Annotated in this window: 2 protein-coding genes; both read right to left on the bottom strand. The window is 70.9% G+C overall.

Annotated features, from left to right (window positions below; translation table 11 throughout):
- Positions 1-73 precede the first annotated feature (73 nt).
- A complete protein-coding gene (locus A5704_RS06820) occupies positions 74-985 on the bottom strand; it encodes a TIGR01777 family oxidoreductase (protein ID WP_067758010.1) in 912 nt (303 codons plus the stop codon).
- 15 nt (positions 986-1000) lie between these two features.
- Positions 1001-1187 (bottom strand): 2-oxo acid dehydrogenase subunit E2 (locus A5704_RS06825; RefSeq protein WP_197508455.1); only part of this gene is annotated, 187 nt, incomplete at its 5' end.

Raw genomic sequence — 1187 nt, forward strand, 5'->3', positions numbered from 1 at the left:
CCGCGCTTGCGATCGCCGCTAGTCCGATGGCGGCGACCCGCTTCGCCCGGCTGCGCCGCGCTTGCGATCGCCGCTAGTCGTGGTCGCGCTGGGCGGTGGCGTAGCCGAGCGCCTCGCCGATGGTGTTGTGGTGGAACTCGAAACCCGCCCGCTCAAGCGCGGAGGGGATCGCGCGCTGGCCGATGAGCACGCCCTCCTCGGCGAACTCGCCGAGCGCGGCCCGCACCGCGAAGCCCGGCACCATCAGCGGGGTCGGGCGGTTGACCGCGCGGCCGAAGGCGGTGGTGAATTCGGCGTTGGTGACCGGCGCGGGCCCGGTCATGTTCACCGGGCCGGACAGCGCGGTGTTGGAGATCGCGAACAGCAGCGCCCGCACCTCGTCCTCCAGGGTGATCCACGACATGTATTGACGGCCGCTGCCCAGCCGCGCCCCCAGGCCCGCCCGGAACAACGGCCGCAACCGCCCCAGCGCGCCACCCGCCGGGGAGAACACCAGCCCGGTGCGGGCCAGCACCACCCGGGCGCCACCGTATTGGGCCGGCAGCGTCGCGGCCTCCCAGTCCTCGCACAGCTGGGCCAGGAAACCCTTTCCCGCCCGGTCGTTTTCGTCGACCACGCGGTCCTTGGTGTCCCCGTAGTAGCCCACCGCGCTGGCGTTGACCAGGGTCGCCACCCCGGCGTCGGCGACGGCATGCGCCAGCACTTCGGTGGGGGCGATGCGGCTGTCCCGCAGGCCCTGCTTGAAGGCGCCCGACCAGCGGCGCTGGCCGACGTTGACGCCGCACAGGTTGACGACGGCGTCGACGTCGCTGATCGCGTCGACGTCGAATTCGCCGCTCTCGGGGTTCCAGTGCAGCTCGTCGGAGTTCGACGGTGCCCGGCGCACGATGCGCAGCACCCGGTGGTCGGCCGCACGCAGGGCGGCGGTCAAGGCGGATCCGATCAGGCCGGATGAACCCGCGATCGCGATGACGGGTTTGGCCACGGTTCGCCAGTCCTCCTAGAGACCCAAGTCGGCCTCGAACGCTCCCTCTTCGAGCCGGTGCTTGATCGTGGTGAGGAAGCGTCCGGCGTCAGCGCCGTCGATGAGCCGATGGTCGTAGGTCAGTGGGAGATAGCAGATGGAGCGGACGCCGATGGACTCGTTGCCGAATTCGTCGACGATCACCCGGGGCCGCTTCACGATC

It is taken from the genome of Mycobacterium sp. E735 (assembly GCF_001666955.1).
GTDB lineage: Bacteria > Actinomycetota > Actinomycetes > Mycobacteriales > Mycobacteriaceae > Mycobacterium.